At 72.1% G+C, this 12008-nt stretch carries 15 protein-coding genes; 2 read left to right on the top strand and 13 right to left on the bottom strand.

Annotation, left to right across the window (positions count from 1 at the left end; genetic code table 11):
- Positions 1–4 precede the first annotated feature (4 nt).
- From C3942_RS09940 to hemN, 12 genes are all read right to left on the bottom strand, one after another.
- Positions 5–673: a sulfite exporter TauE/SafE family protein gene (locus C3942_RS09940; protein WP_165797402.1), complete on the bottom strand. Its 669-nt coding sequence runs from the start codon at positions 671–673 to the stop codon at positions 5–7.
- The gene (locus tag C3942_RS22265) at positions 655–1140 is read right to left on the bottom strand and encodes a hypothetical protein (protein WP_165797401.1); all 486 of its coding nucleotides are present in this window, start codon (positions 1138–1140) and stop codon (positions 655–657) included. The genes C3942_RS09940 and C3942_RS22265 overlap by 19 nt, the downstream gene beginning before the upstream one ends.
- A gap of 44 nt (positions 1141–1184) precedes the next feature.
- Positions 1185–1322 (bottom strand): cbb3-type cytochrome oxidase assembly protein CcoS, encoded by a 138-nt coding sequence (gene ccoS / locus C3942_RS09935; protein WP_104230225.1) that lies wholly within the window; start codon positions 1320–1322, stop codon positions 1185–1187.
- The gene (locus C3942_RS09930) at positions 1322–3529 is read right to left on the bottom strand and encodes a heavy metal translocating P-type ATPase (RefSeq protein WP_104230224.1); all 2208 of its coding nucleotides are present in this window, start codon (positions 3527–3529) and stop codon (positions 1322–1324) included. Before C3942_RS09930 ends, ccoS begins: the two co-directional genes overlap by 1 nt.
- Position 3530: 1 nt before the next feature.
- Positions 3531–3674, bottom strand: coding sequence for a hypothetical protein (locus C3942_RS22260; protein ID WP_165797400.1), 144 nt, complete (start codon positions 3672–3674; stop codon positions 3531–3533).
- Positions 3671–4990 carry a cytochrome c oxidase accessory protein CcoG gene (ccoG, locus tag C3942_RS09925; RefSeq protein ID WP_104230275.1) on the bottom strand — a complete coding sequence of 440 codons (1320 nt, stop codon included), beginning with the start codon at positions 4988–4990 and terminating at the stop codon, positions 3671–3673. Before ccoG ends, C3942_RS22260 begins: the two co-directional genes overlap by 4 nt.
- Positions 4991–5040: 50 nt before the next feature.
- Positions 5041–5265: a hypothetical protein gene (locus C3942_RS09920; RefSeq protein WP_104230223.1), complete on the bottom strand. Its 225-nt coding sequence runs from the start codon at positions 5263–5265 to the stop codon at positions 5041–5043.
- On the bottom strand, positions 5262–6158 hold the full coding sequence (gene ccoP, locus C3942_RS09915; RefSeq protein ID WP_243393567.1) for a cytochrome-c oxidase, cbb3-type subunit III: 897 nt from the start codon (positions 6156–6158) through the stop codon (positions 5262–5264). The genes C3942_RS09920 and ccoP overlap by 4 nt, the downstream gene beginning before the upstream one ends.
- A complete protein-coding gene (locus C3942_RS09910; protein ID WP_104230222.1) occupies positions 6155–6325 on the bottom strand; it encodes a cbb3-type cytochrome oxidase subunit 3 in 171 nt (56 codons plus the stop codon). Before C3942_RS09910 ends, ccoP begins: the two co-directional genes overlap by 4 nt.
- Complete coding sequence (gene ccoO, locus C3942_RS09905) at positions 6322–6984, bottom strand: cytochrome-c oxidase, cbb3-type subunit II (protein WP_104230221.1); 663 nt, start codon at positions 6982–6984, stop codon at positions 6322–6324. The genes C3942_RS09910 and ccoO overlap by 4 nt, the downstream gene beginning before the upstream one ends.
- The gene (gene ccoN / locus C3942_RS09900; RefSeq protein WP_104230220.1) at positions 6981–8414 is read right to left on the bottom strand and encodes a cytochrome-c oxidase, cbb3-type subunit I; all 1434 of its coding nucleotides are present in this window, start codon (positions 8412–8414) and stop codon (positions 6981–6983) included. The genes ccoO and ccoN overlap by 4 nt, the downstream gene beginning before the upstream one ends.
- Before the next feature lie 92 nt (positions 8415–8506).
- Positions 8507–9895, bottom strand: a complete 1389-nt coding sequence (hemN, locus tag C3942_RS09895; protein WP_104230219.1) for an oxygen-independent coproporphyrinogen III oxidase — start codon at positions 9893–9895, stop codon at positions 8507–8509.
- 132 nt (positions 9896–10027) lie between these two features.
- Between hemN and C3942_RS09890 the strand changes: the two genes are divergently transcribed.
- Positions 10028–10552, top strand: a complete 525-nt coding sequence (locus C3942_RS09890; protein WP_104230218.1) for a carboxypeptidase-like regulatory domain-containing protein — start codon at positions 10028–10030, stop codon at positions 10550–10552.
- A complete protein-coding gene (locus tag C3942_RS09885) occupies positions 10549–11139 on the top strand; it encodes an NAD(P)H-dependent oxidoreductase (protein WP_104230217.1) in 591 nt (196 codons plus the stop codon). The genes C3942_RS09890 and C3942_RS09885 overlap by 4 nt, the downstream gene beginning before the upstream one ends.
- A 12-nt stretch (positions 11140–11151) precedes the next feature.
- Here C3942_RS09885 and C3942_RS09880 read toward each other — a convergent pair whose 3' ends face one another.
- On the bottom strand, positions 11152–11892 hold the full coding sequence (locus C3942_RS09880) for a Crp/Fnr family transcriptional regulator (protein WP_104230216.1): 741 nt from the start codon (positions 11890–11892) through the stop codon (positions 11152–11154).
- Positions 11893–12008: the final 116 nt, after the last annotated feature.

Here is a 12008-nt window from a genome sequence, read left to right as displayed (position 1 = left end):
CAGTTTAGCCGCGCGGCAACGGCATGCAGAAGGAGGGGGCGGCCAGCGGAGCCAGGCCGGCGGCCAACAGGCCGGCCAGCCCGAAGACGATCAGCATCGCGGCACCGGCGCGCCGCAGGCCCTCGCGCTGCAGCGCCGTGCGCGGCAGCAGCCATCCGCCGGCACCCAGCAGGGGTAGCGTGCCGAGGCCGAAGGCCGCCATCAGCAACGCGGCATAGAGGGGGCTGCGGCTGAGCATGGCCAGGAACAGCATGCCGTACAGCGCCCCGCAGGGCAGCAGCGCCCAGGCCATGCCGCGCAGGAAGACGCGGGCCGCCGTGGGTGCCGGTGCCGGCGGGCGGCCTGCGGCGCGACAGCGGGCGCCGCCGCGCCATTGGCGCAGGCCCATCAGCAGCAGGATCGCCGCCGCCAGGCCCTGCAGGCGCAGGCCGGCCACCGCATCCGGCAACTGGCGGAACAGCAGCAGCCCGCCGGCGCCCACCAGCGCACCCATCAGGGCATAGCCGGCGACACGGCCGGCATGCAGCAGCATCAGGCGCTGCCGCAGCGCGGCGCCCTCCGGGGCCGGCCGCAGCTGCAGGGCCTGCAGGCAGCCGCACATCAGCGCGCAATGGGGGCTGGCGCCCAGCCCGGCGGCGGCAAAGGCGGCCAGGGTCAGTTCGGTGGCGGGCATGGCGGGGGCGCAGGACGCCGCGGGGCGAGATGGAGCGCCGGTACCGGCGCGCGGTGGTCGAGCAGGTCCTTGTAGAGCCGCCGGGCCCAGGCGCTGTCGCCCTGCTGCATGAGGGTGCCGAACAGCAGCATGAGATGCTCCTCCAGCGCCGCGACATCGCGGCACAGCGCCTGGTAGGGGTCGGCACCGTCCTCGCCGGCGGGCAGCGGTGCCGGCGCATGCGCCAGCCAGTCGCGCAGCAGCGCCGCCGTCTCGGGGTCGGCCGCGAGGCTCGACACCACCGGGTCGAAGCTGCGCTCGCGGGCGTCGCACCATTGCCGGATCCGCTCCGTTGCCTCCTGGCGGGCAGCATCGCCCGGCGCCAGGAGCGCGGCGCGTCCCGACAGTTCGTGCAGCGCCATGCAGATGTCCTGCAGGCTGCAGTAGCAGTAGGGCTTGGAGGAACAGCGGGCGGACGAAAAGCTCATGGCTGCATTGTCCGGCGCAGCGCACTGCGCCGCCTTGATCTGGGTCAATCGTCGTCGGGCAGGGCCTGCGCCTGCTCGTCCAGGTTCTCGTACTGGCCGCTGCCGATGGTCCAGGCGAAGATCAGCGCGGCGGCCAGGACCACCAGCAGTCCCATGGGAATCAGCAGGTAGAGTGCTTCCATCAGCGTTCTCCGGTATCCAGGCGCAGGGCGTTGCCGACCACCAGCAGCGACGACAGCGACATGCCCAGCGCCGCGAGCCAGGGCGTCAGCCAGCCGCCGAGCGCCAGCGGCAGCACCACCAGGTTGTAGCCCAGCGCCCAGGCCAGGTTCTGGCGCAGGCGGCGCTGCGCCTGCCGCGCCACGCCGCGCAGGGTGGCCAGGCCCGACAGCGAATCGCCCACCAGCACGACATCGGCGCGGGCCTGGGCCAGCGCCGCGCCCTGCGGCATCGCCACGGCGACGTCGGCGGCGGCCAGGAAGGGCGCATCGTTGATGCCGTCGCCCACCGCCATGACCACGCGGCCCTGCGACTGCAGTTCCTGCAGGCGCGCGAGCTTCTGCTCGGGCGTCTGGCGCGAGCGCAGCGCGGCGATGCCGGCCCGCGCAGCCAGGGCCCGCGCGGGGGCCTCGGCGTCGCCGGTCAGCAGTTCCATCGCCAGCCCCTGGCCGCGCAGGAGCGCGATCAGGCGGGGGGCCTCGGGCCGCAGTTCCGCGCGCAGGCCGAACAGCGCCAGGGGACGCTGGTCCTGGCACAGCAGCAGCCAGCTGGCCTGCGCGGCCTGCGGGCCGGCCGGCAGGGCAACCGCTTGCGCCGCCTGCTCCGGAGCGCCGATCCAGTAGTGCCGTCCGTCGATGCGGCCGCTGACGCCGCCCGCCTGCAGGCGGATGTCCTGCGCCGGCGGCAGTTCGCTGGTGCCGGCGGTGAGCGCGCGGGCGATGGGATGGGTCAGCCCGCGTTCCAGCCCCGCGGCCAGGCGCCGGCAGGCGCCGGCGTCGTGCTCCGCCAGCGGCAGCACCTGGGCCACGGCAAGATCGGGCCGCGTCAGCGTGCCGGTCTTGTCGAACAGCACGGTATCGACCTGGGTGAGGCGCGCCAGCGCGCGCGGCCGCGCCATCAGCACGCCGCGGCGCGCCAGCAGCGAACTGGCCGCGGCATGCACCGTGGGCACGGCCAGCGACAGGGCGCAGGGGCAACTGGCCACCAGCACGGCCAGCGCCACTCCCAGGGCCTTGTCGGCGTCCTGCGGCCACCAGTACCAGGCTCCACCCAGTGCCAGCGCCATCACCGCCAGCACGAAATGGCCGGCGTAGCGGTCGGCCAGCAACTGCACCCGCGGGCGGTCGTCCTGCGCCTGCTGCAGCAGGCGGGTGATCTGCGCCAGGCGCGTGCCGGACCCGGCTTCGCGCACCCGCAGGCGCAGCGTCGCCGGCGCCAGGTTCAGGCTGCCGGCCAGCACCGTGTCGCCGCGGCGATGCAGTACCGGCTGCGATTCGCCGCTGAGCAGCGACTCGTCGAGCTGCGCGGTCTCGTCCAGCAGTTCGCCGTCGGCCGGCAAGGCCTCGCCGGGTGCCACGCGCAGCAGGTCGCCGGCCTGCAGCGTGGCCAGCGGGACCGTCTGCGTCGTGCCGCCCTGCTCGCGCACGGCGGTCAGCGGGCGGCGTCCGGCCAGCAGGCGCATGCGCTCGCCGGCGCGGCTGCGGCTGAGGCCTTCGAAGTAGCGCGCCAGGCCCAGCAGCATCACGAACATCGTGGCGGCGTCGAAGTAGAGTTCGCCCTGTCCCGTGACGACCCGCAGGGCCGAGGCGGCCCAGGCGATCAGCAGCGACAGCGCCACCGGCAGGTCCATGGTCGGCACGCGCTCGCGCAGCGCGCGCCAGCCGCCGGCCAGAAAGGGCCAGCCGGCGTAGAACACCACCGGCGTGGCCAGCAGCAGCTGCGCCCAGCGCATCAGCGCGGCGATGTCCGCCTCGATGGCGCCGCCCTCGAAGTAGGTCGGCCAGGCCAGCATCATGACCTGCATCGCACCGATCACCGCCACGCCGATGCGGACCAGCTCGGCGCGGCGGCGGTGCCGGGCCCGCGTGCGGCCGGCATCCTGTGCCAGCACCTGCGGCTCGAAGCCGGCGGCGTCGATCTGGGCCAGCAGCGCGGACAGCGCCTGGCGCCGGGGGTCGTGCACGAACTCCAGCGTGCGGCTGGCCAGGTTGATGCGCAGGTCCTGGACCTGCGGTCCCAGCAGCTTCCTCAGGCGGCCGACGCAGGAGGCGCAGTGCATGCCCTCGGCCACCAGCAGTACCTCCTCGCGCCCGCCGGGCAGGCCGGTGGCGATGGCGGAGCGCAGCTCCGGCCGGTCGTAGGCACTCCAGTCGGCCGCGGCGGCGTTCATGTCAGCGTGCCGCCTGCACGACCGCGGACTCGAGCGGGGTGAAGCCCTGCTGCATGGCCAGGGCGGTGGTGAACGCGCCCGCCGCCAGGACCAGCAGCGGCAGGCCGACCAGCAGGGACATCTCGATCCAGGGGAAGGGCTTCATGGTTGTGCTCCGGACAGGAAGCGGGCCTCGCGCTCGCGCCGCAGGCGCGGAGCGTCGATGGCGCTCGCGGTGAACAGCAGGGTCGTCACCGCCTCGGCGGGACGTTCGGCGGCGCGCACCGGCAGCACCAGGCTGCGCAGTTCGCCCGGCGCCAGCGTGATCTCGCCGGCATCGGCCTCGTAGACGCGGCCCTGGCGGTCGCGCACTTCGATACGGAAGCGGTGCGCATCGGCCGAGGCATTGGCGAGCTTCACCGTGTACAGGTTCTCGACGCGTCCGTCGGGCAGCTGGCGGTAGAGGCTGTGGCGGTCGCGCATCACGTCGAGCTGCAGCGGCGAGCGCAGCGCCACCATGGCGACGAAGCCGCCGCAGAGCAGCAGCCACAGCAGGCCATAGGCGATCGTGCGGGGGCGCAGCAGCTTCGTCGCCAGGCCTTCCTCGCGGGCGCTGCTGGTGTAGCGGATCAGGCCGCGCGGCTGCCCGACGCTGTCCATCACGTTGTCGCAGGCGTCGATGCAGGCGGCGCAGGCGATGCATTCGTACTGCAGGCCCTGGCGGATGTCGATGCCGGTGGGGCAGACCTGCACGCAGAGCGAGCAGTCCACGCAGGCCCCGCGTGACTGCGTGCCGGCGGCGGCCTTGCGCGCCAGCGACTTGCGCGGCTCGCCGCGCTTCCCGTCGTAGGCGATCAGCAGCGTGTGGCGGTCGAACATCGACGACTGGAAGCGGGCGTAGGGGCACATGTACTTGCAGACCTGCTCGCGCAGGAAGCCGGCGTTGCCCCAGGTGGCGAAGCCGTAGAACAGGCTCCAGAACAGCGCCCAGCCGCCCACGGTGCCGGTGAGGAAGGCCGGGAACAGCTCGCGAGCCGGCACGAAGTAGGCGACGAACGTCAGCCCGGTGAGCAGCGAGAACGCCGCCCACAGCAGGTGGCGGCCGCCGCGGCGCAGGATCTTGTGCGCTCCCCAGGGGGCCGCGTCGAGCTTCAGGCGCGCGTGGCGCTCGCCCTCCACCAGCCGCTCCATCCACAGGAAGGCCTCGGTCCAGACGGTCTGCGGACAGGCGTAGCCGCACCACAGGCGCCCGGCCAGCGCGGTGAACAGGAACAGCGTCAGCGCCGCGATCACCAGCAGCCAGGCCAGCAGGTAGAGATCCTGCGGCATCAGCGTCAGTCCGAACACATGGAAGCGCCGGTGCGGCAGGTCCAGCAGCACCAGCGGCTGGCCGCCCACGGTGATCCAGGGCAGCAGGTAGTACAGGCCGAGCAGGGCCAGCATCGCCGCCACGCGCAGCCGTGCGTAGCGTCCATGCGCCATGCGGGGCTGCAGCTTGGCGGTGGCGGCGTAGAGCGAGGTCCCCGGCGCGGTCACGGGCGTCCCCCGCCGGGCGGCAGCACCAGCATCTGCGTGACGATCGCCGGCACCAGCGCCAGCGCCCAGCAGACGAAGAACAGCAGGCTCAGTTCGCGCAGCCCCGCGCCATGCTCCAGCCAGGAGGGCGGCAGCGCCAGGATCGCGCCCATGCTGCAGGCGCCGCCCAGGAAGGCGGCCCACAGCAGGGCGCCGAGGCGCTGCAGCCGTTGCGGCTTCACGGCGCCTCCGCCAGGCCGTAGACGTAGGCGGCGAGCAGGTGGATCTCCTCGTCGCTGAGCAGGTCGCGGTGCGCCGGCATGTTGCTGCGCCGCCCGAACAGGATGCTCTGGCGCACCGACTCGTACGATCCGCCGTGCAGCCAGGTGGCGTCGGTCAGGTTGGGCACGCCGATGGCGGGATTGCCGCGCCCTTCCGGGCCGTGGCAGGCCGCGCAGGTGAAGGCGTACTGCTTCATGCCGCGCTCGCGCACCTCGGCCGGCAGCGCCGGGTCCGACCAGCCGCGCACGGTGCGCACCAGGTCGTCCACCGCTTCCGGCTTGAGCAGGGCATTGAAGTTCGGCATCTGCCCGGCGCGCCCGTCGCGGATGCTGGCGAGGATGGCGTCGGGATCGCCGCCATAGAGCCAGTCCTTGTCGGCCAGGTTGGGGAAGCCCAGGGCGCCCTGCGCGTCGGCGCCGTGGCAGCCCGCACAGTTCGCCATGAACAGGCCGCGCCCGAGCGCGCGTGCCTCGGGGTCGGTGGCATTGGCCGGAATGGGACGCGAGGCCAGCGCGGCATAGCGCTGGCTGCGCGCCTGCTCGACCTGCGCCAGCTGCTGCTGCATCTGGCCGCCCGAGCTCCACTGCAGACGGCCCGCGAAGTTGCCCAGGCCCGGGTAGAAGGCCAGGTAGCCCAGCGCGAACACCACCGTGAGCACGAACAGCACCAGCCACCAGCGCGGCAGCGGGTTGTTGTACTCGCGCAGGTCGTCGTCCCAGACATGGCCGGTATCCGCGCCGCCGGGGGTCTTGGCGTTGGCGAACAGCAGCCACAGGCAGCCGGCGATCGAGACCAGCGTCAGCAGCACGATGAACCCGTGCCAGAAGCCGCTCAGTTGCAGTAATGGGTTCATGGCTGGCGCTCCTTGCGGCAGCAGGCGGCCGGAGCCGGACCGCCGTCGTCCTTCAGCGGCAGGCGGGCGGCTTCGGCGAAGCGCTCGCGGTTGCGCGAGGACCAGGCCCAGACCGCGATGGCGAGGAAGGCAAGCAGCAGGACGGCGGTGACGATGCCGCTGATCATGGTTGTTCTCCGGTGGCGGGGCTGGCGGCGGCTGCCGCGGCCGTGCGTTGCGGACCGGCGGGGGGGCGCGGTGCGCGCAGCGACTGCAGGTAGGCGATCAGCGCGTTCATCTGGTTCTTGCCCGCCACCGCTTCCGCGGCGCCGGCGATGTCGGCGTCGCCATAGGGCACTCCGGCCAGGCGCAGGGCGCGCATCATCGAGGCGACCTCCGCCCCGTCCACCGGCTGCTCCGTCAGCCAACGGTAGGCGGGCATGTTCGACTCGGGCACGACGTCGCGCGGGTTGTTCAGGTGGATGCGGTGCCAGTCGTCGCTGTAGCGGCCGCCGATGCGCGACAGGTCGGGGCCGGTGCGCTTGGAGCCCCACTGGAAGGGATGATCCCAGACCGATTCGCCGGCCTGTCCGGCCGGGCCGTAGCGCATCACCTCCTCGTGCAGCGACCGCACCATCTGCGAGTGGCAGTTGTAGCAGCCCTCGCGGATGTAGACATCGCGGCCGGCGACCTCCAGCGGCGTGCGCGGCACCAGGCCGGCGGACGGCTGGGTCGCGGCCTTCTGGTTCATCAGCGGGATGATCTCCACCAGGCCGCCGATGCTGATCGCCGCGAGGATCAGTACCGCCAGCAGGACGACGTTCTTCTCGAGGATCTCGTGTTTCATGCCTGGGCTCCGGCGGGCAGGGCGCCGCGCTGCGGCTGGGCCTGCGGTTCGATGGTCTTCCAGACGTTCCAGGCCATCACCAGCATGCCCGACAGGAAGATCAGGCCGCCGGCCAGGCGCAGGCCGTAGAAGGGATAGGTGGCCTTGAGCGACTCGACGAAGCTGTAGGTCAGCGTGCCGTCGTCATTGACCGCGCGCCACATCAGGCCCTGCATGACGCCGGCGATCCACATCGCCACGATGTAGAGCACGGTGCCGATGGTCGACAGCCAGAAGTGCAGGTTGATCGCCGGCACGCTGTGCATCTGCGGCTTGCCCCAGAGGCGCGGCACCAGCATGTAGATCGAGCCGATCGAGATCATCGCGACCCATCCCAGCGCGCCGCTGTGGACATGGCCGATGGTCCAGTCGGTGTAGTGCGACAGCGCGTTGACCGTCTTGATCGACATCATCGGACCTTCGAAGGTCGACATGCCGTAGAACGACAGCGAGACGATCAGGAACTTCAGGATCGGGTCCTCGCGCAGCTTGTGCCAGGCACCCGACAGGGTCATGATGCCGTTGATCATGCCGCCCCAGCTCGGCGCCAGCAGGATCAGCGAGAACACCATGCCCAGCGACTGCACCCAATCGGGCAGCGCGGTGTAGTGCAGGTGATGCGGGCCGGCCCACATGTAGACGCTGATCAGCGCCCAGAAGTGCACGATCGACAGCCGGTAGCTGTAGATCGGCCGCCCCGCCTGCTTGGGCACGAAGTAGTACATCATCCCCAGGAAGCCGGCGGTGAGGAAGAAGCCCACCGCGTTGTGGCCGTACCACCACTGCACCATCGCATCCACCGCGCCGCCGTAGATGCTGTACGACTTGGTCAGCGACACCGGGACCGAGATGCTGTTGACGATGTGCAGCACCGCCACGGCGATGATGAAGGCGCCGTAGAACCAGTTGGCGACATAGATGTGGCTGACCTGGCGCTTGGCGATGGTGCCGAAGAACACCACGGCGTACGACACCCAGACCGCGGCGATCAGGATGTCGATGGGCCACTCCAGTTCGGCGTATTCCTTGCCCTGGGTCATGCCCATCGGCAGGGTGATGGCGGCAGCCACGATCACCGCCTGCCAGCCCCAGAAGGTGAACGAGGCCAGCCTGGGCAGGAACAGCGGCGCGCGGCAGGTGCGCTGCACGCACCAGTAGCTGGTGGCGAACAGCGCGCAGCCGCCGAAGGCGAAGATCACGGCATTGGTATGCAGCGGCCGCAGGCGGCCGTAGCTGAGCCAGGCGGTGTCCAAGTTCAGCGCGGGGAACATCAGCTGGGCGGCGAGCAGCACGCCGACCGTCATGCCGACGATGCCCCAGGCCACGGTCATGACGGAGAACTGCCGTATGACCTGGTCCTGGTAGGCGACGGGATTGGGTTGCGGGTCCATCGGTACGTGCTCCCTGTGGAGGTTTCTTGCGGCGCCAGTCTCGGCCCGCGCGGGCGGGGCGGCATTGATCCAGGTCAACCCGCCGCGGCGGTTCAGATCACCCGCGAATGGCGGACCTGCTGTCCCGGCGCGGCGGCCTGGTAGGCGTCGAACACCATGGCGATGGCGCGCAGCAGGTAGCGCCCGGCGGGCGTCACCTCCAGCCGCGTCTCGGCCACCCGCAGCAGCCCATCGCGCGCCATCGGCTCCAGCGCCGCCAGCTCGGAGGCGAAGTACTCGCGGAAGCGGATGCCGTGCTTCCATTCCAGGCCGCTGAACTCCACCGCGCAGCGGCACATCAGCGACTCGATCAGCTCCGCCCGCAGGCGGTCGTCGGCGGTGGGTGACAGGCCCCGTTCCACCGGCAGGTGCCCGTGGTCGAGCTGCGCGTAGTAGGCGTTGAGCTGGCGGGCGTTCTGGGCGTAGCAGCCGTCGACCCGGCTGATCGCGCTCACGCCCAGGCCGATCAGGTCCAGGCCCGCGCCGGTGGAATAGCCCTGGAAGTTGCGCTGCAGCCGCCCGGCCGCGGCGGCCCGGGCCAGCTCGTCCGTGGGCCGGGCGAAGTGGTCCATGCCGATGTACCGGTAGCCGGCGGCGCAGAGCCGCTCGATCGCCAGGCGCATCAGGCGCAGCTTGAGCCCGGCGTCCGGAAGCTCGCGCGGGTCGATGCGCTGCTGTGCCTTGAACTGGCGCGGCAGGTGCGCGTAGCTGTACAGCGACACCCGGTCCGGCAGCAGCAGGATGGCGCGGTCCAGGGTCTCGGCGAAGCCCTGCTCGGTCTGCCGCGGCAGGCCGCAGATCAGGTCCATGCCCACCGAGCGCATGCGGTAGTTGCGGGCCTGCACCACGGCGTCGCGGGTTTCCTCGAAGGACTGCAGGCGGTTCACCGCCTTCTGCACGGCCGGATCGAAATCCTGCACGCCGATGCTGATGCGGTTGAAGCCCATGGCCGCGAGGTCGGCGATCGTGTCCGGGCCCAGGCGCCGCGGATCGATCTCGATGGAGTACTCCCGCCCCGGGTCGTCGACGAGGCCGAAGCTGCGGTCCAGCTCCGCCATCAGGCGGCCCAGCTGTTCGCTGTCGAAGGAGGTCGGGGTGCCGCCGCCCAGGTGCAGTTGCCGGATCGAGCGGCGCGCCCCGAGCTTGCGCGCGTGCAGCCCGATCTCCTGCAGCAGGCGTTCCAGGTAGGTCGCGGCCATGGCCTTCTGCCGCGTCACCACGCGGTTGCAGGCGCAGTAGAAGCAGGGGCTTTCGCAGAACGGCACATGCACGTAGACCGACAGCGGCCCGCCGCGATGGTGCGCGCGCGCCAGCGCGGCCTCGTAGTCGTTGCGGCCGAAGGCCGTGCTGAACTGCGCGGCGCTGGGATAGGAGGTGTAGCGCGGGCCGGCGCGGTCGTAGCGGCGCAGCAGCTGCGGATCGAAGGCATGGGCGTCGTTCATGGGCGGGCGCGGCGGTGGTGGGTGCCGGGGCAGTCTCCGGCGCCCGCCGCGGCGCGGCATTGATCCGCGTCAATGCGCCGCGGTGCGCGCCGGCGGATCGTGTGGCCGCACACCCCATCGACGGAGACCGACATGAGCCACCGCAGCCACGTCCCGGGCCTTGCCGCCCTGCTGTTCGCCGCCGCCTTGTCCCCGGTCCTGGCGCAGGGCGCCGACGACGACTGCAACGTCGCCCCGCCCGCCATCGCGGCGCCGGCCCCTGCGGCGGCGCCTGCCCAGGCCTGGACGCCGCCGCCCGATCTGCCGCCGGTACAGCAGGCCGGCGGCCTGCGCTACGTCACCGGCGGCATCGGCACGGACAGCGCCGCCGCCCTGCGCGCGCAGCGCGGGGACTACCCGCTGGCCATCACCTTCGGCCTGCGCGACGGAGGCCGCAACCAGTTCACCGCCGGCGTCACCGCGGCGATCGAGGATGCCGCGGGCCGGCAGCTGCTGAGCGTGGTCACCGAGGGGCCCTACCTGTATGTGGACCTGCCGCCGGGCGACTACCTGCTGAAGGCCGCCGCGCCGCAGCTGGGTCCGGCGCAGCAGCGCCGCTTCCAGCTGCGGCCGGGGCGGCATATCGACCTGCTGCTGTTGTGGGAGGCGCAGCGATGAGCGCCGGTCCCCGCCGCGTGCTGGTGATCCAGGGCCATCCGGACCTGTCGGAGCCGCATTTCTGCCATGCCCTGGCCCAGCGCTATGCCGAGGCGGCGCGCGAGGCCGGCCATGCGGTGCGCCTGCTGGAGGTGGCGCGCCTGGAGCTGCCGCCGCTGCGCTCGCGGAAGGAGTGGACGGACGCGCTGCCCGGCGCCGCGCTGAAGCAGGCCCAGGAGGACGTGAACTGGGCGCAGCACCTGGTGATCGTCTATCCGCTGTGGCTGGGCTGCATGCCGGCGCTGCTCAAGGCCTTCTTCGAGCAGCTGGCGCGACCGGGCTTCGCGGTGCCGGCCGGTCCCGCCAGGCTCGATGCCGGGCTGCTGCGGGGACGCTCGGCACGCATCGTCGTGACGATGGGCATGCCGGGCTGGTTCTACCGCTGGTACTTCGGGGCGCACAGCCTCAAGTGCCTGAAGCGCAATATCCTGCAGTTCGTCGGCATCCGGCCGGTGCGCAGCAGCGTGATCGGCCAGGTCGAGGGCGGTGCGGAGCGCCGCCGCCTCTGGCTGGAGAAGATGGCGGCTCTCGGACGGCGGGCCGGCTGAGAGCCCGCCCGTTCAGGCGGCCAGTTCGCGCAGCGCCACCGGCTCGGCCACCGCCTGCAGGGCCTCGCGGTCGCGGATCGTGATCTCGCGGTCGTGCACCGCCAGCAGCCCGCGCTGCTCGAAGCGGGTCAGCGCGCGGCACACGGTCTCGGTCGCCAGGCGCAGGTAGTTGGCGATGTCGCGGCGGCCCATCGGCAGGCGCAGCGGCCGGCCCGGCAGCGGCGCCAGGCGCACCTGCATCTGCAGCAGGAAGGCGGCCACGCGCTGCTCGGCGGTGAAGTCGCCGCCCAGCGCCAGGGCGTTGCGCAGCGAATCGCTGAGGCGGTCCACCAGGCGGCCCATCAGCACCGGCGAGGTCTGGGTCAGGCGGCGCATGTCGCCGCGCGCCAGCACGCAGACCTGGGTCGGGGCCACCGCCACCGCGTGGATCGGGTAGCGAGGCTCGGTCAGCGCATCCAGGCCGACGATGTCGCCCGCCAGGTAGAAGCCGCGCACGCGCTCGTTGCCCTGGGCGTCGAGCGTGAAGGTCTTGATGCAGCCGGCGCGCACCGAGTAGGCCATGGCGGCGCTCGCGCCCGGCTCGAACAGGGCCTTGCCGGCCGGCAGGTTGACCATGTGCTCGACGATGCCGTTCCAGCGCAGGGTCTCCTCAGGGCCGAGGTCCCGCACCAGGCAGTGCTGCCGGGTGGGGCACTGCAGGCAGTTGGCAGCGCAGGCGTTGCGGAGGCTGGCGGGGGCGGTGTCGAAGGCCATGGGGGTCACCCGGTTCGGTTGCAGTGACCACAGGTTCGCAGACCGGGCCGGTGCCGGAAATCCGCGATTTCCGGCACCGGATTGCGGCTAGTACGTATGCCGACTCCGGACCGGCC

Origin of the sequence: Solimonas fluminis, assembly GCF_002930645.1 — a bacterium.
Taxonomy (GTDB): domain Bacteria; phylum Pseudomonadota; class Gammaproteobacteria; order Nevskiales; family Nevskiaceae; genus Solimonas_A; species Solimonas_A fluminis.
The sequence above is the reverse complement of the archived record's forward strand: the minus strand, read 5'-3'. Positions and strand labels throughout refer to the sequence as shown.

What these genes read in the sequence shown, in the direction of transcription:
- C3942_RS22260 (WP_165797400.1), bottom strand. Translation starts at nt 3,674, where the DNA reads ATGAAGCCCTTCCCCTGGATCGAGATGTCCCTGCTGGTCGGCCTGCCG.
- C3942_RS22265 (WP_165797401.1), bottom strand. Translation starts at nt 1,140, where the DNA reads ATGAGCTTTTCGTCCGCCCGCTGTTCCTCCAAGCCCTACTGCTACTGC.
- ccoG (WP_104230275.1), bottom strand. Translation starts at nt 4,990, where the DNA reads ATGGCGCATGGACGCTACGCACGGCTGCGCGTGGCGGCGATGCTGGCC.
- hemN (WP_104230219.1), bottom strand. Translation starts at nt 9,895, where the DNA reads ATGAACGACGCCCATGCCTTCGATCCGCAGCTGCTGCGCCGCTACGAC.
- ccoS (WP_104230225.1), bottom strand. Translation starts at nt 1,322, where the DNA reads ATGGAAGCACTCTACCTGCTGATTCCCATGGGACTGCTGGTGGTCCTG.
- C3942_RS09910 (WP_104230222.1), bottom strand. Translation starts at nt 6,325, where the DNA reads ATGATCAGCGGCATCGTCACCGCCGTCCTGCTGCTTGCCTTCCTCGCC.
- C3942_RS09880 (WP_104230216.1), bottom strand. Translation starts at nt 11,892, where the DNA reads ATGGCCTTCGACACCGCCCCCGCCAGCCTCCGCAACGCCTGCGCTGCC.
- C3942_RS09885 (WP_104230217.1), top strand. Translation starts at nt 10,549, where the DNA reads ATGAGCGCCGGTCCCCGCCGCGTGCTGGTGATCCAGGGCCATCCGGAC.
- ccoP (WP_243393567.1), bottom strand. Translation starts at nt 6,158, where the DNA reads ATGAACCCATTACTGCAACTGAGCGGCTTCTGGCACGGGTTCATCGTG.
- ccoN (WP_104230220.1), bottom strand. Translation starts at nt 8,414, where the DNA reads ATGGACCCGCAACCCAATCCCGTCGCCTACCAGGACCAGGTCATACGG.
- C3942_RS09930 (WP_104230224.1), bottom strand. Translation starts at nt 3,529, where the DNA reads ATGAACGCCGCCGCGGCCGACTGGAGTGCCTACGACCGGCCGGAGCTG.
- C3942_RS09890 (WP_104230218.1), top strand. Translation starts at nt 10,028, where the DNA reads ATGAGCCACCGCAGCCACGTCCCGGGCCTTGCCGCCCTGCTGTTCGCC.
- C3942_RS09940 (WP_165797402.1), bottom strand. Translation starts at nt 673, where the DNA reads ATGCCCGCCACCGAACTGACCCTGGCCGCCTTTGCCGCCGCCGGGCTG.
- ccoO (WP_104230221.1), bottom strand. Translation starts at nt 6,984, where the DNA reads ATGAAACACGAGATCCTCGAGAAGAACGTCGTCCTGCTGGCGGTACTG.